Origin of the sequence: Paraburkholderia sejongensis (assembly GCF_020880815.1) — a bacterium.
GTDB classification, from domain to species: domain Bacteria; phylum Pseudomonadota; class Gammaproteobacteria; order Burkholderiales; family Burkholderiaceae; genus Paraburkholderia; species Paraburkholderia sejongensis.
On record NZ_JAJITD010000017.1, the window covers coordinates 101466 to 118813 of the forward strand.

Annotated in this window: 21 protein-coding genes; 11 read left to right on the plus strand and 10 right to left on the minus strand. The window is 64.4% G+C overall.

Annotated features, from left to right (window positions below):
- The first annotated feature begins 10 nt into the window (after positions 1–10).
- From LJ656_RS27430 to LJ656_RS27440, 3 genes are read left to right on the plus strand one after another with little or no spacing between them, the layout of a single operon-like run.
- On the plus strand, positions 11–319 hold the full coding sequence (locus LJ656_RS27430; protein ID WP_230512670.1) for a hypothetical protein: 309 nt from the start codon (positions 11–13) through the stop codon (positions 317–319).
- Positions 320–321: 2 nt separating this feature from the next.
- Positions 322–651 carry a hypothetical protein gene (locus LJ656_RS27435; RefSeq protein WP_230512671.1) on the plus strand — a complete coding sequence of 110 codons (330 nt, stop codon included), beginning with the start codon at positions 322–324 and terminating at the stop codon, positions 649–651.
- A 10-nt stretch (positions 652–661) separates the two neighbouring features.
- Positions 662–964 (plus strand): hypothetical protein, encoded by a 303-nt coding sequence (locus LJ656_RS27440; protein WP_230512672.1) that lies wholly within the window; start codon positions 662–664, stop codon positions 962–964.
- A 348-nt stretch (positions 965–1312) separates the two neighbouring features.
- Here LJ656_RS27440 and LJ656_RS27445 read toward each other — a convergent pair whose 3' ends face one another.
- The 3 genes from LJ656_RS27445 to LJ656_RS27455 all read right to left on the minus strand — a co-directional run bounded on the left by LJ656_RS27445 (position 1313) and on the right by LJ656_RS27455 (position 2884).
- Positions 1313–2032: a glutathione binding-like protein gene (locus LJ656_RS27445; protein WP_230512673.1), complete on the minus strand. Its 720-nt coding sequence runs from the start codon at positions 2030–2032 to the stop codon at positions 1313–1315.
- Positions 2033–2201: 169 nt separating this feature from the next.
- Positions 2202–2423, minus strand: coding sequence for a hypothetical protein (locus tag LJ656_RS27450; RefSeq protein WP_230512674.1), 222 nt, complete (start codon positions 2421–2423; stop codon positions 2202–2204).
- A 269-nt stretch (positions 2424–2692) separates the two neighbouring features.
- Positions 2693–2884: a CsbD family protein gene (locus LJ656_RS27455; RefSeq protein WP_230512675.1), complete on the minus strand. Its 192-nt coding sequence runs from the start codon at positions 2882–2884 to the stop codon at positions 2693–2695.
- Between the two features lie 210 nt (positions 2885–3094).
- On the opposite strand from LJ656_RS27455, the gene LJ656_RS27460 reads away from it, so the two are divergent.
- The 5 genes from LJ656_RS27460 (at position 3095) to LJ656_RS27480 (ending at position 7756) form a co-directional block, all read left to right on the plus strand.
- Positions 3095–3406 (plus strand): hypothetical protein, encoded by a 312-nt coding sequence (locus LJ656_RS27460; RefSeq protein WP_230512676.1) that lies wholly within the window; start codon positions 3095–3097, stop codon positions 3404–3406.
- Between the two features lie 347 nt (positions 3407–3753).
- Positions 3754–5034: a DNA (cytosine-5-)-methyltransferase gene (gene dcm / locus LJ656_RS27465; protein ID WP_230512677.1), complete on the plus strand. Its 1281-nt coding sequence runs from the start codon at positions 3754–3756 to the stop codon at positions 5032–5034.
- Between the two features lie 57 nt (positions 5035–5091).
- Positions 5092–5538 carry a very short patch repair endonuclease gene (locus LJ656_RS27470; RefSeq protein WP_230512678.1) on the plus strand — a complete coding sequence of 149 codons (447 nt, stop codon included), beginning with the start codon at positions 5092–5094 and terminating at the stop codon, positions 5536–5538.
- Between the two features lie 250 nt (positions 5539–5788).
- On the plus strand, positions 5789–6292 hold the full coding sequence (locus LJ656_RS27475) for a YbhB/YbcL family Raf kinase inhibitor-like protein (protein WP_230512679.1): 504 nt from the start codon (positions 5789–5791) through the stop codon (positions 6290–6292).
- 39 nt (positions 6293–6331) lie between these two features.
- Complete coding sequence (locus LJ656_RS27480; protein ID WP_230512680.1) at positions 6332–7756, plus strand: MFS transporter; 1425 nt, start codon at positions 6332–6334, stop codon at positions 7754–7756.
- Between the two features lie 162 nt (positions 7757–7918).
- Here LJ656_RS27480 and otsA read toward each other — a convergent pair whose 3' ends face one another.
- The 6 genes from otsA to LJ656_RS27510 all read right to left on the minus strand — a co-directional run bounded on the left by otsA (position 7919) and on the right by LJ656_RS27510 (position 12834).
- A complete protein-coding gene (gene otsA, locus LJ656_RS27485; protein WP_230512681.1) occupies positions 7919–9346 on the minus strand; it encodes an alpha,alpha-trehalose-phosphate synthase (UDP-forming) in 1428 nt (475 codons plus the stop codon).
- Between the two features lie 281 nt (positions 9347–9627).
- Positions 9628–9840 (minus strand): hypothetical protein, encoded by a 213-nt coding sequence (locus LJ656_RS27490; RefSeq protein ID WP_230512682.1) that lies wholly within the window; start codon positions 9838–9840, stop codon positions 9628–9630.
- A 202-nt stretch (positions 9841–10042) separates the two neighbouring features.
- Entirely contained in the window at positions 10043–10303 is a 261-nt protein-coding gene (locus LJ656_RS27495) for a hypothetical protein (protein WP_230512683.1), read from the minus strand.
- A 166-nt stretch (positions 10304–10469) separates the two neighbouring features.
- A complete protein-coding gene (locus tag LJ656_RS27500; RefSeq protein WP_230512684.1) occupies positions 10470–11870 on the minus strand; it encodes a sigma-54-dependent transcriptional regulator in 1401 nt (466 codons plus the stop codon).
- Positions 11871–12159: 289 nt separating this feature from the next.
- Positions 12160–12411: a hypothetical protein gene (locus tag LJ656_RS27505; protein ID WP_230512685.1), complete on the minus strand. Its 252-nt coding sequence runs from the start codon at positions 12409–12411 to the stop codon at positions 12160–12162.
- A 105-nt stretch (positions 12412–12516) separates the two neighbouring features.
- Entirely contained in the window at positions 12517–12834 is a 318-nt protein-coding gene (locus LJ656_RS27510) for an ElaB/YgaM/YqjD family protein (protein ID WP_230512686.1), read from the minus strand.
- 367 nt (positions 12835–13201) lie between these two features.
- Between LJ656_RS27510 and LJ656_RS27515 the strand changes: the two genes are divergently transcribed.
- From LJ656_RS27515 to LJ656_RS27525, 3 genes are all read left to right on the plus strand, one after another.
- Positions 13202–14260, plus strand: a complete 1059-nt coding sequence (locus tag LJ656_RS27515) for a sigma-54 interaction domain-containing protein (protein WP_230512687.1) — start codon at positions 13202–13204, stop codon at positions 14258–14260.
- 454 nt (positions 14261–14714) lie between these two features.
- Positions 14715–15293 (plus strand): hypothetical protein, encoded by a 579-nt coding sequence (locus LJ656_RS27520; protein ID WP_230512688.1) that lies wholly within the window; start codon positions 14715–14717, stop codon positions 15291–15293.
- Complete coding sequence (locus tag LJ656_RS27525) at positions 15290–15889, plus strand: hypothetical protein (protein ID WP_230512689.1); 600 nt, start codon at positions 15290–15292, stop codon at positions 15887–15889. Before LJ656_RS27520 ends, LJ656_RS27525 begins: the two co-directional genes overlap by 4 nt.
- 99 nt (positions 15890–15988) lie before the next feature.
- On the opposite strand, the gene LJ656_RS27530 is transcribed toward LJ656_RS27525, so the two are convergent.
- Positions 15989–17335 (minus strand): ABC transporter ATP-binding protein, encoded by a 1347-nt coding sequence (locus tag LJ656_RS27530; protein ID WP_075296141.1) that lies wholly within the window; start codon positions 17333–17335, stop codon positions 15989–15991.
- Positions 17336–17348: the final 13 nt, after the last annotated feature.

The window sequence follows — 17348 nt, forward strand, 5'->3', positions numbered from 1 at the left end:
GACGAAGTTCATGATCGAGACAAAAGACGTCCTGGAGTGGTGCATAGTCCTAAGCGCATTGATCCTGGGCGTCTATGGATTTTTGTTCAGCGTCTACGTCACCGCTGTCAACACGATGAAGGCGCCCCCGAGCGCGTTTCTTTTTTTACGGCAATTCTGCTGTGTGCTCACCGGTGTGTTGGTTGCCTTGTGCGTCATAGCAGCTTGGAGCGGGCTAACGGCGGAACATTTCATCGGCTGGAAGGCGTGGAGCGTGCTGTTCTGCCTCTTCGTTGTAACCGCCTATTCCTTCCTTCTCACGATGAAGCTGGGGTGGTAGACATGACCCTGATGACTGCGGTTGATTGGCGTTACATCAAATATCTGGACTTCTATCCTTACTACTTCAAGAATCAGCAGGAATTTGACAACGTCGGGAAACAGGTATATGCAGGATTTATGAGGCATAGCAAGGGTGTTACGCCTGGACCTGGAGATCTCTTTCCTCTGCTCAATGCTCGTCTGCTGAATGAATTCCCTCCTATCGAGCCTTTCAAGTCGTTTATGGGGCGGAAACATCAGTTTATGGATCCGGACCGATACGAGTTTTACACTCCATCGGTGGCGCGGTTTCTGCTAGATACGTCGTACAGCACTTTCATTCTTCCGTGAGAGGTCCGCTATGAAAACGTCAGACTATGAAGGGTTGCCGGACGATGATGCCCTTGGCCCGCCGTTGCCCGAGATGACCGTCTCGGAACTGGAACAGCGAGCGCAAGCGTACGCAATGGAGATGCTCACTGGTACTTCGAGCGAAGGTCGAGAAATTTTCAACAGATACGCTGAGCAACATCCGGCTCGTGTCAAACGAGCCCTAGCGGCCTACAAACGTTCGTTTCAGTTGGTAATGAGCCAACACTTCTTGGTCGTCATGGATCAGCAGGCGGAAGCGCGGCCAGCGTCAACCTTTGCGCCGAGTTACTAGCCTCGCATTTCGCACCTCGGGCGGCTGCTTTTAGCCGTCCTCGGCAACCACACCCGTACTTCCTTAGGAGACGGATTTTAGGGGTACGAGTGGGGGTATAAAAATCGGTAAACACGCTAAAAATCCCTACCATCCTTGACGTATGAATTCTGTCAGGGGACCACCCGATAGCTTCCGAGGTACTCCCCGATTGCCTAAAAGCCCCGTATGCATCGCGCTACGGGGCTTTTTGCTGCCCCTATCGCCTCGATAAACAAAAGCCCCGCACGCATCGCGCCGCGGGGCTTTTCGCTTCAATCAGCAATCATCAATCAGCGCGCGACTACCAACGCGCGCACCATCGATCCATCACCCGGGCCGCTTCGGAATATCCAGCCCCCGCGTCACCGCCGGCCGCGCGACGAACGCCGCCAGCGCCCGCTGCACGTTCGGAAAGTCCTGAATCCCGACCAGCTCCCCCGCTTCGTAAAAACCGATCAGATTGCGCACCCACGGAAAAATCGCGATATCCGCGATCGTGTACTGATCGCCCATCACCCATGCGCGTCCCGCGAGGCGCTGTTCGAGCACGCCGAGCAGCCGCTTCGATTCGGCGATGTAGCGATCGCGCGGCCGCTTGTCTTCATACTCCTTGCCGGCGAATTTATGGAAGAAGCCGACCTGGCCGAACATCGGTCCGATCCCGCCCATCTGGAACATCACCCACTGGATCGTTTCGTAGCGACCGGCGCTATCGCGCGGAATCAGCTGGCCGCTCTTGTCGGCGAGATAGATCAGGATCGCGCCCGACTCGAACAGCGGCAGCGGCTTGCCGTCCGGACCGTTCGGATCGAGGATCGCCGGAATCTTGTTGTTCGGGCTCAGCGACAGAAACTCGGGCGTCATCTGGTCGTTGGTATCGAAACGCACCAGATGCGGCTCGTACCCGAGGCCGGTTTCCTCGAGCATGATCGACACTTTGACGCCGTTCGGCGTCGGCAGCGAATAAAGCTGGATGCGCTCCGGATGCTCGGCCGGCCATTTTTTCGTGATCGGAAATGCGGACAACTGCGCGGACAGATCGGTCATGGGTTCAGGTCGCCTCGGTGAGAGAAATGGCAGAGGCGCCCAATATAAACCGACTCGGCTCAGCGCGTGCGCGGCCAGGCGAAACTCCCGATCACGCCCGCGCCGCCGCATCGGCCCGCCGGACGCGCGTCACCGCCGCCGACTCACGCCTGCCATCGCACCAGCAGTGTCACCACAAGTCCTTGGTCGCGGTCCCGGCGCGCAGGTTGAAACCCTCGCGCCACAGCGACGCGCCGACCGACAGCAGCAGCGTCTTCTCGTTGCCGTCGAGCAGTTCCCAGGCGGTCGACAGCCATGTCGCGAAGCCCGCACACGTCGCTTCGAGATCGGGCGGGGTCTTGCCTTCCAGGTACTGCCGTTCGAACATCGAAAGTATCTTTTCGGGTGTCATTGGCGCTTTTCTCCTGGTGGGATTGCGCCCAGTCTAAATGCGTCGCACCGCCCGCGAAACGGCCTTTCGTGCGATCACGGGTTACTCCCAGGCAGGTTCGCCGGCAAGCGGCGAGCGCGATGCACACCGATACGGAACGCGTCGCGCCAACCAGCCCAACTCGCTGCCCCAACCCGCTAAACGCCTCTAAAGCTCCTAACGCCGCAAACAAAAAGGCGCCGCGGCACGCGCGACGCCTCCTCCGTTACTGCCGGCTATGCCGGACCGGCTCACGGGTTACGACGCTTCGCCTCGTCCTTGGCGTCCTCCTTCGCATCGCCATAGGCCTTCTGCACCTTGCCGGCGCCTTGCTGCAGGTCGCCCTTGAGTTCCTTCGCCGGATCGTTGGTGACCTTGCCAACGGCCTCGTTGACCTTGCCCTTGACCTGTTCACCCACGCCCTTTACTTGATCCTTGTTCATATTGGACTCCGATATCTTCGTTGGACAGAAATGCCGGCGCGGCTTTCCACCGGTATCGGGAAGCAGCAACGGCTATGCCCGCCACCGCCGCGGCGCCCGCGCGCGCATCGATCGGGGCGTTGGACGAATCGCGAAGAATCGCGAAAAAATTTTCATCGAGTGCCCTAAAGTTTCGCCGCGCGCCGCCGTAATGGTGCTCAGGGAGGAGCCATGGACAGCACACTCGCCACACCGTCGGGATCGCCGCAAGCCAAGCTGATCGATCAGGAGATCGCCCATATCGCGCGCGTCATGCACGTATCGCTGCATGGCGACTTCGGCGGCCCGATTTTGCCGGCCTCCTATTGGCGCAAACGCCTGAGCGCGCTGCTCGATGTCGGCGAACTCGGCCACGCGCAACTGTGCAAAATCGACAGTCTGCTGCTGCAACTTCAGCACCTCGAAACCACCCCGCAGGGGGAATGGGCGGCCTTCACGCCGCCTCGGCCGGCCAAGGCGGCGCAGTCCCGACGCTCGCGCTGACCGTCCGCGCGGCGTGCCGCGCGTGTCAGTCGCGCCTCGAAACCGCACCCCCGCCATACCCACGAAACACCACCGCAAACGCATGCGTGCCGCCCGGTCACGCGCTTTGCCACGCCCGCAAAAAAAACGGCCGCGTACAAGGTCGCGGCCGCCAACACACATCGCAACGCGGGGAATTCGCGTCACGTCGCAAGCGTACCCATCGATTCATGACAGGCCGATTTCGGCGCCGACGAACCGGCATTGCGACAGCTAGCAGAAAAATTTGGATCCGGCGCCGCTAAAACGAGGGAAATGGGACGACCTTAGGTCATAATGTCCGCAAAAATTCCCAGCAAGGACGCCACGTGACCCTCGCCGCCCCGCTCGACCTGCTCCGGCAGGCGCGCGCCCGCTTCACCCAACGCGAAATCGCCGCGCACGTCGGCAAGGACATCAAGACGGTACGTCGCTGGGAAAAAGGCGAAACGCCCTGTCCCGCGATGCTGGAGCCGGCACTGCGCGATCTGCTGCAACAAGGCGCGCGCGCGGCGAACCACACGGGCGACGCGGCGTCGTTCCGCTTCATCGATCTGTTCGCGGGCATCGGCGGCATCCGCATGGGTTTCGAGGCGCACGGCGGCGAGTGCGTGTTCACCAGCGAGTGGAACGACTTCTCGACCCGCACCTATCGCGACAACTATCCGGCCGGCGCGGAGCATGCGCTGATCGGCGACATCGTCTCGTTCCCCGCGGAGGAAGTGCCGAACCACGACGTGCTGCTCGGCGGCTTTCCGTGTCAGCCGTTCTCGATCGCGGGGGTCAGCAAGAAAAACGCGCTGGGCCGGCCGCACGGCTTCGAATGCACGACCCAGGGCACGCTCTTTTTCGACGTCGCGCGGATCATCGCCGAAAAGCGCCCCGCCGCGTTCCTGCTCGAAAACGTGAAGAACCTGCTGTCGCACGACAAGGGCCGCACCTTCGACGTAATCCTGCAAACGCTGCGCGACGAGCTCGGCTACGAGGTGCATTACCGAGTAATCGACGGGCAGCATTTCACGCCGCAGCACCGCGAGCGGATCATCATCGTCGGCTTTCGCGGCAAGACTGCGTTCACGTGGGACGATCTGCGCCTGCCCGAGCACGCGCCGCGGCTCGGCTCGATCCTGCATCGCACCGACGGCAGCGAGCCGGTGCTGCCGTGGGATCACGACCGCTTCTTCGACCACGCCGCGCGCCGCGTGCAGCCGAAGTACACGCTCACACCGAAGCTGTGGGCCTATCTGCAGAACTACGCGGCCAAGCATCGCGCGGCGGGCAACGGCTTCGGTTTCGGGATGGCCTATCCGGACAGCGTCACGCGCACGCTGTCGGCGCGCTATCACAAGGACGGCTCCGAAATCCTCGTCTATCAAGGCAAAACGCTGCGCCCGCGGCGCCTGACGCCGCGCGAATGCGCGCGTCTGATGGGCTTTCCCGACACCTTCCGGATTCCGGTCAGCGATACCCAGGCGTACCGGCAATTCGGCAACAGCGTGGTGATGCCGGTGATGCGCGAAGTGGCGCGTATCATGCTGCCGCACGTGCAAGCCCTGCTCGCCAAACCGACCCGCGATGCGTCCCGACACCCGCAACCGCTGCATGCATGACCGCCCCCATCAGCCGCGCGGCCGCCGCGCCGCGCACGCTTCGTCCGGCAGCTGACGATGGTCGATATCGTCGATAGCGCGACCCGCAGCCGGATGATGTCCGGCATCCGCGGCCGCAACACCAAGCCGGAGATTCTGATCCGCAGCCTGCTGCATCGGCAGGGCTTTCGCTTCCGGCTCGACGCGCGCGACCTGCCCGGCCGTCCCGACATCGTGCTGCCGCGCTATCGCGCGGTCGTGCTGGTGCACGGCTGCTTCTGGCATGGCCACGATTGCCATCTGTTCAAGTGGCCGCAGACCCGCCCCGAGTTCTGGCGCGAGAAGATCGGCCGCAATCGCAGCAACGACGACAAGGTGCGCGCCGCGCTGCTGGCGAGCGGCTGGCGTGTCGCGGTGGTGTGGGAATGCGCATTGCGCGGCGCCAATCGCGATATCGCGGGGGTGCTCGAACGGCTGGTCGACTGGCTCAAAAGCGACGCGCCCCAGTTCGAGGAACGCGGTTGAAACGGCGCTGAACCGCGCGTCCAGGGTGCGCGAGCGGCGCAAGTGTCCCGGTGGCTGGTGCTACACTCGACGAGCTAACCCGTAGCGCTTGCGAGGTGCGCCGCGGCGAGGCTTGCCGGGAGTTTTGCGCATGCCGGCGCGGCCCGTCCAACTGCTCCGCGGCACGCTTTGCATGCACGCCGGACACCCCAGCCGCCGCGGCATCGCCCGTTCCGACGATCCCAGAATCAATCAACAAGGGAGACACATCATGGCTGACTTCCGTCTCTGGTCCGACGACTTTCCCACCAACGGCTTCATGCCGAAAGCCCAGGAATACGACGACAGGGCGTTCGGCGTCGACGGCGAAAACATCTCGCCGTCGCTGCAATGGGAAGCACCGCCCGCGGATACGCAAAGCTTCGCGCTCACCGTTCACGATCCCGACGCGCCGACCGGCAGCGGCTTCTGGCACTGGGTCGTGGTCAACATCCCGGCCGATGCCCGTTCGCTGCCGCGCAACGCCGGCAAGGCCGACGGCTCGCTGCTGCCGCAAGGCGCGCTGCAGCTGCGCAACGACTACGGCACGGTCGGCTTCGGCGGCGCCGCGCCGCCGCGCGGCGACCGCACGCATCGCTACATCTTCCGGCTGCATGCGCTGAAGGTCCCGTATCTGGAAATCGGCGCGGAAACCACCAACGCGATCGCGCGCTTCATGACGCATCTGAACGAAATCGACTCGACGACCCACACGGGTCTCTACGAACTCAAATAACCGGCAGCGCGCGGCGCCCCACTACAACTCCAACAATCGATGCACGCACAACCCTCGCGCAACGACGGCCCCCCGCCGTCCGCCAAGCCCGCCTTCGCGAACGGCGCCGAACTGGGTCTGCCGGTACCGCAACGCTACTGGGCGATGCTCACCATTGCGCTGGCGCTGACCCTCGCGGTACTCGACAGCGCGATCGCCAACGTCGCGCTGCCGACCATCGCGCGCACTTTGAACGCGAGTCCCGCCGCGTCGATCTGGGTCGTCAACGCGTACCAGCTGGCGATCACGATCTCGCTGCTGCCGCTCGCGTCGCTCGGCGACCGGATCGGCTACCGGCGCATCTATCTGTCCGGGCTGATCCTGTTCACGATCGCGTCGTTCGGCTGCGCGCTGTCCACTTCGCTGCCGACGCTCGCGCTCGCGCGCGTGGCCCAAGGCTTCGGCGCGGCCGGCATCATGAGCGTGAACACCGCGCTGGTGCGGATGATCTATCCGCCCGGGCAACTGGGGCGCGGCGTCGCGCTCAATGCGATGGTGGTCGCGGTGTCGTCGGCGGTCGGGCCGACCGTCGCGTCGGGCGTGCTCGCGGTCGCGACGTGGCCGTGGCTGTTCGCGATCAACGTGCCGATCGGCATCGCGGCAATCATCGGCGGCTTCAAGGCGCTGCCGCTGAACCCCGGCCACGAATCGCCGTACGACTATCTGAGCGCGGTGATGAACGCGTTCGTATTCGGCCTGCTGATTTTCGCGGTCGATGGGCTCGGTCACGGCGAGAATTTCGGCTACGTGACGCTCGAAGCGCTCGGCGCGCTCGTGATCGGCTACTTCTTCGTGCGCCGCCAACTGACCCAGACCGCGCCGCTGCTGCCGATCGATCTGCTGCGCATTCCGGTGTTTGCGCTGTCGGTCGGCACGTCGGTCTGTTCGTTCTGCGCGCAGATGCTGGCCTTCGTGTCGCTGCCGTTCATGCTGCAGGAAACGCTCGGCATGTCGCAGGTCGAGACCGGGCTCTTGATGACGCCGTGGCCCGCGATCATCATCATCGCGGCGCCGCTCTCGGGGGTGCTGTCGGACAAGCTGTCGGCGGGCTGGCTCGGCGGGATCGGCCTCGCCGCGCTGACCGCCGGACTACTGCTGCTGGCGACGCTCGGCCCGCATCCGGATGCGCTGCAGATCGCGTGGCGGATGGCGCTGTGCGGCGCCGGCTTCGGCATCTTCCAGTCGCCGAACAATCGCACGATGCTGGCTTCGGCGCCGCGCGAGCGCAGCGGCGGCGCGAGCGGGATGCTCGGCACCGCGCGCCTGACCGGGCAGACGCTCGGCGCGGCGCTGGTCGCGCTGATTTTCGGGGTCGCGCCGCAGCATGGACCGGTCATCGCGCTGTATGTGGCCGCCGGGTTCGCGGCGGTCGCGGCGGTAGTCAGCACGCTGCGGGTCACGCACAACGCTCCGCAGCACGCATGATGGGCTGCGCGGGTCGCGCAAAACGCCAAAGGGCGCGCATCGCCGCAACGCGATGCGCGCCCTTCTTGTGCTTTTACTTCGTTCTCCGATCTTCGCTGCCGCGCTGCGCGAGGACGTGATCGGCATCCGCACCGCCCGCCGCAGCGGGGGGCGCCCGTCCGCTCAGGACGATGCCGTCACGTCAGCGAGCTTTACCGCTTTGGCCGTCACCGAAGCGGCGGTCGCGACATTGCGCAGATCGTCGAGGAAGGTATCGCGCCACACCGACAGGTTGTTCTCCCGCAGCGGTTTCATCATGTCCGCGTGACGCGCCTGGCGCTCGGCGAGCGGCATCGACAGCGCGCGCTCGAGCGCTTCGGCCATCTGCGACAGATCGAACGGATTGACGACCAGCGCGCCCGGCAACTGCTCGGCGGCGCCGGCGAATTGCGACAGCACTAGCACGCCCGGATCGGCCGGGTCCTGCGATGCAACGTACTCCTTCGCAACGAGATTCATCCCGTCGCGCAGCGGCGTCACGTAGCCGACCTGCGACTGCCGGAACAGCGCCATCAGCAGATTGCGCTCGTACTTGCGGTTCAGATACTGGATCGGCGTCCAGTCGAGCTGCGCGAAGCGGCCGTTGATGCGGCCCGCCTCGCCTTCCAGGGTCTGACGGATACGCTGATAGGTCTGCACGTCGGCGCGCGTCGGCGGTGCGATCTGCACGAGCGACACCCGCCCGTGCCAGCCCGGCGCGTTCTGCAGCAAACGCTCGAACGCCTGGAAGCGCTCGACCAGCCCCTTCGAATAATCGAGCCGGTCGACGCTCATGATCAGCTTGCGGCCGCGCATGCCGTCGCGCAGGCTCTTGACGGGCTTGCGGTCGGTGAACTGCTCGGCGGCTTTCGCGATCGCGTCCGGATAGATACCGATCGGATAGGCGCCGACTTTCAGGAAACGGTTATACGCGTGAACGATGCCGTCCTCGCTCGACGTGCCGTGCTGGCCGCGCTCGACATAGTCGACGAACGACTGGCGGTCCGCTTCGGTCTGGAAGCCGATCACGTCGTAGCTGCACATCGCTTTGACCAGTTCCTCGTGCGGCGGAATCGTGCGCAGCACCTCGGGCACCGGAAACGGAATGTGCAGGAAAAAGCCGATCGGATTTTGCACGCCGAGCTCGCGCAGATCACGCGCGAACGGCAGCAGATGGTAGTCGTGCACCCAGATGATGTCGTCCGGTCGCAGCAGCTCCTTGAGCTGCTTCGCGAAGATCGCGTTGACGCGCTGGTAACCCGCATATTCCTGGCGATCGTAGCGCGACAGATCATTGCGATAGTGGAAGGTCGGCCACAACGTCGTGTTCGAAAATCCACGGTAGTACTGATCGTAGTCGCGCTTGGTGAGGCCCACCGTCGCGTACGTCACGTTGCCCTGTTTCTCGATCACGGGCGCGGACGGTTCGCTCACCGTTTCGCCGCTCCAGCCGAACCAGACGCCGCCTGTCTCCTTCAGCGCGTCGAGCACGCCGATGGCGAGGCCGCCCGCCGCGGGGCGCGCTTCCTGAATCGGCGCGACACGGTTCGATACCACGATCAATCTGCTCATTAGTGCTCCATTGTTTCGTTGTATGCGGATATGCGCCAAAACGGTGCATGCAAGTCCCGTGCCGATCTCGAAGATATCCGAAAGGAAATTGTGTGCAAATGTGACGGGCGAGTAAAAGCACGCGCCTCCTGACAAGTCGCGAAGAAGATTTTTCTTCGTTATCGGGCGCAGCCAGAATCTTCGTCGCGCGAGGACCGGCACAGGCTGCGGAGCCCGCTCGGGCGGCGCCGGCTCGGGTCGCCCGTCGGTTAGGTGCCCGTCGCGTGCCAACGCGGCGGCGTTCAGGCGTCTTGCTCGGAGCCCAGATCGCGCTGGTATTCGAGGCCTTCCTGCCGCACGCCGCCCTGGTTGTGCTCGCCGTCCGGCGGCGTGTGCGGCGCGATCCGGTTCTGCGCGGCGGGGTCCGGGGCCACTGCCGGCTCGACGGTGGTCTCGACTGGCCGGGGACCGCGCTTCGCATGCCGCGCGGAACGACGCAATGCGGGGTGTCTCATGATCGATGCCTCCAGGGGAAGCGCGCCGCTTGTGGCGGGATCAATACAGTCTAGGAAGCGCAACGGTAAATTGCCGGTAAAACATGCGTCGGCTTTGTAACAAGTACACAAAAGCGCCGCGCTGAATCAACCTTTTTCAACCGACGAAAGCAGAGGCGGTGCGGCAGCGCAAATCCGCTTCTACGTAGCCACCTTGGCCGCATCAGCAGCGCAGTGCGGTTCCCTCGTTCCCGGACCACGCCTGCGGCGTTTGCGTGGGCTGCGGCGGCGGGTCGCCGATCGGTGGCGACACCGGTTCGATCGGCTCGATGGGCTCGGGACTAGGGCCGGGAATCGTATCTGGCTCGCCGGGGCCCGGCGGCGGGGGGGACGGCGGGGACGGCGGCGTGGGCAGCTCGACCGGCTCGGGCCGATGAGCGCGCTTGGGCAGGAACGGCTCGGAAACGGCAGCGTTGTGCGGCATGTCGGTGACCTCGTTTTACGTTCCTCTGGAACGCAGCAAGGGCTGTGCCGTTATGCGTGCTGTGGGGGTGTGTGGAGAAGGTGATGCGCTGCCGCCCGGCGCTGCGGGCGGCAGCTTGGCGACGGTTGCCGCGCACACCGTGCGCGGTCGTCGCGAATCATACGTATCAGACGTCGGCGCCGCCGAGCGCGCGCGATTCGTCGCTGGAGTCGCCGTCCTCGCGCGCATCGTTGCCGTATTCGACGAGGCGGTTATACAGCGTCTTCAGGCTGATGCCGAGAATCTCCGCGGCGCGCGTCTTCACGCCGCCGCATTGTTCGAGCGTGGCCAGAATCAGCTGACGATCGGCCTCGGCGAGCGAGGTGCCGAACGGAATCGTGATCGCCGTGCCGGCCGCGGGCTTGGACAGCGAAATCTGCAGCGGCACGGTCGCGGTGTTGTCCGAATCCGCGCTCGACATGATGTGCGCGCGCTGCACGTAGTTCTTCAGCTCGCGCACGTTGCCGGGCCACGGATACGACAGCAGCATCTCCTTCACCGCGGCGGGGAAATGCTTCTTCGTGCTGTGACGCTCGTTGAGTTCGTCGAGGAACGCCTGCGCGAGCAGTTCGACGTCCTTGCCGCGCTCGCGCAGCGGCGGCAGGCTGATCGGAAACACGTTCAGACGGTGATACAGGTCGAGCCGCAGCTTGCCTTCGAGCACCGCCTGTTCCGGATCGCGATTGGTCGCCGCGATCAGGCGCACGTCGGTTTCGATTTCCCTGGTGGTACCGACCCGCATGAACATGCCGGTCTCGAGCACGCGTAGCAGTTTCACCTGCAGCTCGATCGGCATTTCGGTGATTTCGTCGAGGAACAGCGTGCCGCCGTTCGCGCGCTCGAAATAGCCCTTGTGCTGACGATCCGCGCCGGTGAACGAGCCGCGCTCGTGGCCGAACATTTCCGATTCGATCAGGTTCGGCGAAATCGCGCCGCAGTTCACCGCGAGGAACGCGTGCTTGCGGCGCAAGCTCAACTCGTGCAGCGTCTGCGCGGCGACTTCCTTGCCGGTGCCCGATTCGCCGACCAGCATCACCGACGCGGCGGTCGGCGCGACCCGGCTGATCTGGTCGTAGACCTCCTGCATCGCCGGCGAATTGCCGAGCATCAGACCGAAGCGGCCCATCCGGCGCAATTCGCCGCGCAGCGTGCCGATCTCGGCCTTCAGGTCGCCGGCGCGCGGCAGGCGCGACAGGATCGCCTTCACGCGCTGCATGTTGATGGGTTTCACGAGGTAGTCGGTCGCGCCCATTTTCAGCGCGCTGACCGCCGACTCCACCGTCGCGTGGCCGGTGATCACGATCACCTCGACGCCGGAGCGCGGATCGAGATCTTCGAACAGGTCGACCCCACTGCCGTCGGGCAGCTTCAGGTCGGTGAAAACGACGTCCGGCATCTGCCGGACCAGTTGAATTCGTGCTTCGCGCAGATCGCCCGCGGTGGCGGTGGTCAGGCCGTCTTCCCCGATGATGGCGGAAAGCGCCTCGCGGGTACTTGCGTCGTCATCGACAATCAGTACATGTGGCATCGCGTTTCGAAAGCCTGCAAGCGTGGGTAGGAAATAGGCGAAGCATGCGAGCGGGCATGCCGCGGAGACAGCCGACTACGATATCGCGTATTCGCTCGCGCCGGCCATTTCGTAAGAAATTGCAACAATGATCGGAGATAAACCCCCAATCTTTGCTGCATTGTTGTCTATTTATCTATTATACGTCTTTATAACGTACATTTAACAATGTATTCGGGCGCCGTCCAGCGCTCGCCGATGCGGCGGCGCAGCGCCGGCGAAGCCTTCGGACGGCGTGCCAAAGCGCTTGTCAACTACGAGGAAACGGCCACGCCCGGCTCTCGCCGTTCAACTGGCCCGAGCCGTTGCTGCCGTGCCCGGCCGGTGCGACATCGGCCGCCACCGTCGTCGGCGATGCCACCGCCCCGCCCTCGTTTTCCCAGCGATTGAGCTCGCGCGTCGGGGAAAACTGTCCGCCGCGCCGGTTCTGCACGTAGCGAACCGCCAGAAAGCCGCCAAGCGCCATGAGGGCGCCGAAGATGCCAATTGTGGGTCGTGCCATCGTGAACTCCTTAGCTTGGGTCGGGATGCAAACCATCCGGTGATGCCAATCGCGCGCGGCGCGCGGCACGGCGACGTGTATCGGGCGACAGCGCAGCGACGTGACCTAACGCGCCACCAGCACGCCGAGCACGAAGCCGGTGCCGGCCGCGAGCGCGAGCGCGCGCCACGGGTTGTGGCGGACGTATTGCTCGGTGCTCACCGTCGCCACCCGATAGCGGTGCTGCACATTGCGCTGCGCGTCGCCCAACGCCGACTGCAAGGTCTCGACATGGCTGCCGAGGCGATTGCGCAACGCATCGACGCCCTCGCCCGGCACGTTCGCCGCGAGCCGCAGCATTTCCTCCGAATCCCTCAATAGCACCCGAAGGTCTTCGACGATCTTCTGGCCGCCGAGTGCAAGTTGTTGCGTGGTGTCTGTCATTTTCACTCCTCGTCTGGATCGGCTCTCGCCCGCGCTTCGCGCCGCGCGAGCGTCGCCCGATCGAACCGTATGCGCGTGTCGGTGGCCGTCGATCGTCGCCGCCGAAAAGCTCGCACGACTGAATAGATCGGTCAATCGACGCAAAGCGTGTGCCCGGTAAATTTATCGTTTCGATGCTTGAAAAAGGCCTGTCTCGCGCAGTTTCGACCGATCGGGCACGCCAGTTTCGCGCTCCCGAATGTCGGGTTTGCCGGAAACAGTGTCGAAGTGGTTAAATCGATATTTGTGAGATAGTGGCTGTTCGAACTATCGCGTTCAAGGCCTGCGCGCCGCAACACGAACTTCATTTGCACAGGACTCCCCGTTTATGGCGTCAATCGATCTGGACTCGCCCGCCGTCTCCGCCGGCAGCAATGCTTCGCCACAAGCGAAGCAGCGCGTCGCGGACAGCGTGGCGGGACTGAAATCGTACGGCCTGCTGTTTGGCTCGTCGCCGGTGATGCTGGATCTGTATGAGCAGATCGAGCGCGTCGCCGATACCGACGCGACCGCGCTGATCATCGGCGAATCGGGCACCGGCAAGGAACTGATCGCTCGCACGATTCACGAGCGCAGCAGCCGCAAGGACGGCGCGTTCGTCGCCGTGAACTGCGGCGCGATTCCCGATGAACTGATCGAGGCCGAGCTGTTCGGCCACGAAAAAGGCAGCTTTACGGGCGCGGTGCAAGGCCGCGTCGGTTACTTCGAGCATGCGAACGGCGGCACGCTGTTTCTCGACGAAATCACCGAAATGGCGCCGGTGCGCCAGGTCAAACTGCTGCGCGCGCTCGAGACCGGCACGTTCTATCGGGTCGGCGGCACCGATCTGATCAGCGGCAACGTGCGCGTGATCGCCGCGACCAATCGCGACCCCGCGGTTGCGGTCAAGGAAAACGGTCTGCGCGAGGACCTGATGTACCGGCTCGCGGTATTTCCGTTGCGCGCGCCGCCGCTGCGCGAGCGCGAAAACGATCGTGAACTGCTCGCGCAGCACTTCCTCGCGCAGCTCAATCAGCAGGAAGGCACCAGCAAGAGTTTCAGCAAGCGCTCGCTCGAAACGCTGCGCGCATGGTCGTGGCCCGGCAATGTGCGCGAGCTGAAAAACGCCGTGTATCGCGCGTTCATTCTCGCGGAGAAGACCGTCGAATTGCCGCATCCGCATCTGGCCTCGCGGGTCAAGAAAGCGGTCACGCAGGGCGACGCGATGAGCGTGTGGATCGGCACGCCGCTCGCCGACGCGCAGAAGCAGATCATTCTCGGCACGCTCAAGTACTGCGGCGGCGACAAACGACGCGCGGCCAAAGCGCTCGGCGTCAGCCTGAAAACGCTCTATAACCGCTTGAGCGCTTATGGCGATGAGAGCGGCGAGGACGACGGCGAGCAATAAGCTAGGGCCGTACTTCCGGCAAATGTCACGATGTATCACATTGTGAGCCGCTGCCGCGGAGGGAGCGGCTCGCGGCTCTTGCGACTCGCAGCTTTCCTGCGGCACGTCATGCGATACCTCAGGCGACACCTCAGGCGGCCACCCGTTATATGCGCGTAAGGTCCCGCGCAAAGCAGTCATTCAACCGCTGCCTCCGTGCCGAATCCTCCTTTCGTACTATTCCCACGGCACATTTTTCTCACCCGCGAATTACTTGGGATAGCCAGGCAATTTCTTCCCGAGCGAAATCAGAAATCCCCTGCCGCCGCACGCTGTTTTGCAATTTCTTGCACTTTTCTGCTGCCAATTACAAATGGCATCCTGCACAATGCGGCAGCGTAATGAACGACGTGCCGCTCGTTCACATGCTCCTCGCGCGTGATCGATGGCACCTGTACGGGCAGGGACAAGAGAAATGCAAAAGAACATGGTGTGGGCAGGCAGCGATAAAACCGTTGTCGCGGGCAAACGCCCTCACGCAACGGCGCTGCTCGCGCTGGTGTTGGCGGTGTCGGCGACCTTGAGCGGTTGCGGCTCGCTGTACAACGAAGGCGCGGTAGCCGGCGCCGGTATCGCGGGCGCGGCCGTGGCCAACAAGGTCACCAGCAACGCGGCGGTCGCGACCGGTATCGGCCTCGGCGCAGTCGCCGCCGCACGGGCCGGCGTGCAGTACTCGGAGCGCGTGGTCCATCGCAATACGCAGAACAGCATCGCCCAGGCAGCCGGTCCGCTCGACGTCGGCGCGGTCGCCCCCTGGAGCATCAACCACTCTTTCCCGATCGAAGACGACGAACACGGCCGCGTGACCGTCAGCCGGCTGATCAGCACCGGTGCGCTCGACTGCAAGGAAATCGTCTTCTCCGTCGATCAGGAAGCGAAGCGCGACGTGCCGGCAAGCAGTGCGTTTTACATCGCGTCGGTCTGCCGCGACGGCAAGACCTGGCGCTGGGCATCGGCCGAGCCCGCGACCGAGCGCTGGGGCTCGCTGCAATGAGCGCGCGTTCCGCTTCACCGCAACCCTCACCCGATTCGCCCCGGCATGAGCCGCGGCGCGCGGACCGTGCGCGCGCGTCGGCGTTCGCCGGCCACCGGCTGCGGCTGTTCGCGGCCGGGGCGCTGTGCGTCGGCGCCAGTCTGCTCACGAGCGGCTGCGCGTCGATCGGTGCGGCCAGCGGCGCGGCCGCGGGCGTCGCATCCGGGATCGTGACCAGCAATCCGGCCGTCGCGCTCGGCGTCGGCATCGCCGTGCAGGCCGCCACCGACGAAGCGGTCGCCCGCTACATGCGCGGCATGCACAAGGATCAGCAGGACCTGATGGCGGCCCTCGTCGGCACGATGTCGGTCGGCGAAACCAAGCCGTGGTCGGTCAAACACACGCTGCCGATCGAGAACGGTCACGGCGAGGTGCGCGTGACCCACGCGATCAATTCGGCGCTCGTGCTGTGCAAGGAATTCGTCTTCTCGGTGCGGGACGGCGACAAACCCGACTCGCCCGAGCAGTGGTTCACGGCGACCGCCTGCCAGCAGGACAAGGGCTGGAAATGGGCGACGGCCGAACCGGCGGTCAGCCGTTGGGGCAGCTTGCAGTAAAGCCGTGCGCAGGCACAAAAAAACGGCCCGACCGGCATACGCCGATCGGGCCGTTTTTTCTGTCACGCCGACGATCCCGTCAGCGCCATCGGGTGCGGCTCAGGACTCGACGTCCTCCAGACTAAAAATTTCGGTCTGATCGTTATACGAGAAGATTTCCCCATAACGGCCCCAGTTGATGACCGCATCGAGCGTTTCCTCGGCGGCGCTGTCGGACAGGAAGTCTTCCAGCTCCTGCTCGAAGCGCACGCGCGGCGCGCGATGCCCGGGCCGCTCGTTCAACACCTTCTTGATTCGCGCGGCGAGCGGCACGTGACGCAGCAGATGCTCGGCGAACATCATCTTGCGTTCCTGGGTGCCGAACTCGGCGAACACCCGCGCCGGCGGCGTCAGGAAAATGTCGCCCTCGCGCACGTCGGCGAAACCGAGGTGCTGCAGCACTTCGGCGATCGGGAACAGATCGTCGACCTCCAGATGCAGCGAGCGCGCGATTTCCGGCATGTCCGCGCGGCCGTGGTACGGCGCGGCCGCCAGCGTTTCGATCAGGCCCGCCATCAGGTTGGTCGACACGTGCGGCAGCCAGCTGTGCAGCTCGAGCCCCTTGCGGGTTTTCTCGTCGGTCTGCCGCGCGGTCATCTTCGCGTAGATCTCGTCGACGAGGCGCCGGAACGCCGGGTCCAGACGATTGCGCGGATGCTTGAACGGCACCTTGATTTCGGCGATCACGCGACCCGGATTCGACGACAGCACCAGAATCCGGTCGCACATGAACACCGCTTCCTCGATGTTGTGCGTGACGATCAGCACCGCCTTGATCGGCATGCGGCCCTGGGTCCACAGATCGAGCAGGTCGGTACGCAGCGTCTCGGCGGTGAGAACGTCGAGCGCGGAGAACGGCTCGTCCATCAGCAGCAGCGTCGGATCGACCACCAGCGCGCGCGCGAAGCCGACGCGCTGGCGCATCCCGCCCGACAGCTCGCGCGGATACGCGTTTTCGAAACCGTCGAGACCGATCAGGTCGATCGCGGCGAGCGCGCGGGTGCGCCGCTCGCTCGCGCCGACGCCCTGCGCCTCCAGACCGGCTTCCACGTTCTGCAGCACGGTCAACCACGGAAACAGCGCGAAGGTCTGGAACACCATGGCGACGCCTTTGGCCGGGCCGTCGAGCGGCTTGCCCATATAGGTGACTTCGCCGTCGGTCGGCTCGATCAGACCGGCGATGATGCGCAGCAGCGTCGACTTGCCCGAGCCCGAGCGGCCCAGCAAGCCGACGATCTCGCCTTCGCGCAGCGACAGATTGGCGTCGTCGAGGACGAGCAGCTCGCCCTGAGTCTTGTTGAAGCCGCGGCACACGTCCTTCACGCGCAGGATTTCCTCGCCGAGGCGCGGGGGCTTCGGCGGCGTCTGGATCGGCGCGGCGGTCATAGCAGCTTTAGGATTTTGCATCGCGTTAGGCCTT

What these genes read in the sequence shown, in the direction of transcription:
- LJ656_RS27430 (WP_230512670.1), top strand. Translation starts at nt 11, where the DNA reads ATGATCGAGACAAAAGACGTCCTGGAGTGGTGCATAGTCCTAAGCGCA.
- LJ656_RS27435 (WP_230512671.1), top strand. Translation starts at nt 322, where the DNA reads ATGACCCTGATGACTGCGGTTGATTGGCGTTACATCAAATATCTGGAC.
- LJ656_RS27440 (WP_230512672.1), top strand. Translation starts at nt 662, where the DNA reads ATGAAAACGTCAGACTATGAAGGGTTGCCGGACGATGATGCCCTTGGC.
- LJ656_RS27445 (WP_230512673.1), bottom strand. Translation starts at nt 2,032, where the DNA reads ATGACCGATCTGTCCGCGCAGTTGTCCGCATTTCCGATCACGAAAAAA.
- LJ656_RS27450 (WP_230512674.1), bottom strand. Translation starts at nt 2,423, where the DNA reads ATGACACCCGAAAAGATACTTTCGATGTTCGAACGGCAGTACCTGGAA.
- LJ656_RS27455 (WP_230512675.1), bottom strand. Translation starts at nt 2,884, where the DNA reads ATGAACAAGGATCAAGTAAAGGGCGTGGGTGAACAGGTCAAGGGCAAG.
- LJ656_RS27460 (WP_230512676.1), top strand. Translation starts at nt 3,095, where the DNA reads ATGGACAGCACACTCGCCACACCGTCGGGATCGCCGCAAGCCAAGCTG.
- LJ656_RS27470 (WP_230512678.1), top strand. Translation starts at nt 5,092, where the DNA reads ATGGTCGATATCGTCGATAGCGCGACCCGCAGCCGGATGATGTCCGGC.
- LJ656_RS27475 (WP_230512679.1), top strand. Translation starts at nt 5,789, where the DNA reads ATGGCTGACTTCCGTCTCTGGTCCGACGACTTTCCCACCAACGGCTTC.
- LJ656_RS27480 (WP_230512680.1), top strand. Translation starts at nt 6,332, where the DNA reads ATGCACGCACAACCCTCGCGCAACGACGGCCCCCCGCCGTCCGCCAAG.
- otsA (WP_230512681.1), bottom strand. Translation starts at nt 9,346, where the DNA reads ATGAGCAGATTGATCGTGGTATCGAACCGTGTCGCGCCGATTCAGGAA.
- LJ656_RS27490 (WP_230512682.1), bottom strand. Translation starts at nt 9,840, where the DNA reads ATGAGACACCCCGCATTGCGTCGTTCCGCGCGGCATGCGAAGCGCGGT.
- LJ656_RS27495 (WP_230512683.1), bottom strand. Translation starts at nt 10,303, where the DNA reads ATGCCGCACAACGCTGCCGTTTCCGAGCCGTTCCTGCCCAAGCGCGCT.
- LJ656_RS27500 (WP_230512684.1), bottom strand. Translation starts at nt 11,870, where the DNA reads ATGCCACATGTACTGATTGTCGATGACGACGCAAGTACCCGCGAGGCG.
- LJ656_RS27505 (WP_230512685.1), bottom strand. Translation starts at nt 12,411, where the DNA reads ATGGCACGACCCACAATTGGCATCTTCGGCGCCCTCATGGCGCTTGGC.
- LJ656_RS27510 (WP_230512686.1), bottom strand. Translation starts at nt 12,834, where the DNA reads ATGACAGACACCACGCAACAACTTGCACTCGGCGGCCAGAAGATCGTC.
- LJ656_RS27515 (WP_230512687.1), top strand. Translation starts at nt 13,202, where the DNA reads ATGGCGTCAATCGATCTGGACTCGCCCGCCGTCTCCGCCGGCAGCAAT.
- LJ656_RS27520 (WP_230512688.1), top strand. Translation starts at nt 14,715, where the DNA reads ATGCAAAAGAACATGGTGTGGGCAGGCAGCGATAAAACCGTTGTCGCG.
- LJ656_RS27525 (WP_230512689.1), top strand. Translation starts at nt 15,290, where the DNA reads ATGAGCGCGCGTTCCGCTTCACCGCAACCCTCACCCGATTCGCCCCGG.
- LJ656_RS27530 (WP_075296141.1), bottom strand. Translation starts at nt 17,335, where the DNA reads ATGCAAAATCCTAAAGCTGCTATGACCGCCGCGCCGATCCAGACGCCG.